Origin of the sequence: Streptococcus sp. HMSC074B11, from assembly GCF_001808705.1 — a bacterium.
Taxonomy (GTDB): Bacteria; Bacillota; Bacilli; order Lactobacillales; family Streptococcaceae; genus Streptococcus.
Genome location: NZ_KV794310.1, coordinates 1 through 357, shown reverse-complemented (window position 1 = coordinate 357; position 357 = coordinate 1). Strand labels below are relative to the sequence as shown.

Sequence of the window (357 nt, the reverse complement as noted above, 5' to 3'; positions counted from 1 at the left end):
TAGCCCTGGTTCAAACCACCCGTTAGACGGATGGTCATGATTGTAACAATTCATCGCCTACCATAGTTATCAAAAAGCCTAAATTTTACAGTCAAAAACACAAAAAAAGAGCTAAAAAGCTCTAATTACGGAGAATAAGGGATTCGAACCCTTGCGCCAGTTACCCGACCTAACGATTTAGCAAACCGTCCTCTTCAGCCTCTTGAGTAATTCTCCTATTAATGGGCACGAGTGGACTCGAACCACCGACCTCACGCTTATCAGGCGTGCGCTCTAACCACCTGAGCTACGCGCCCAAGTTTTAAAAACTTGGTAAATGAACTATATGTTCAAAGCGGGTGACGAGAATCGAACTCG

Annotated in this window: 2 tRNA genes; both read right to left on the bottom strand. The window is 44.5% G+C overall.

What is annotated here, in order from left to right:
* Positions 1-128: 128 nt before the first annotated feature.
* Positions 129-216: transfer RNA gene (locus HMPREF2619_RS10260), tRNA-Ser, on the bottom strand.
* 6 nt (positions 217-222) lie between these two features.
* Positions 223-296: transfer RNA gene (locus HMPREF2619_RS10255), tRNA-Ile, on the bottom strand.
* Positions 297-357: the final 61 nt, after the last annotated feature.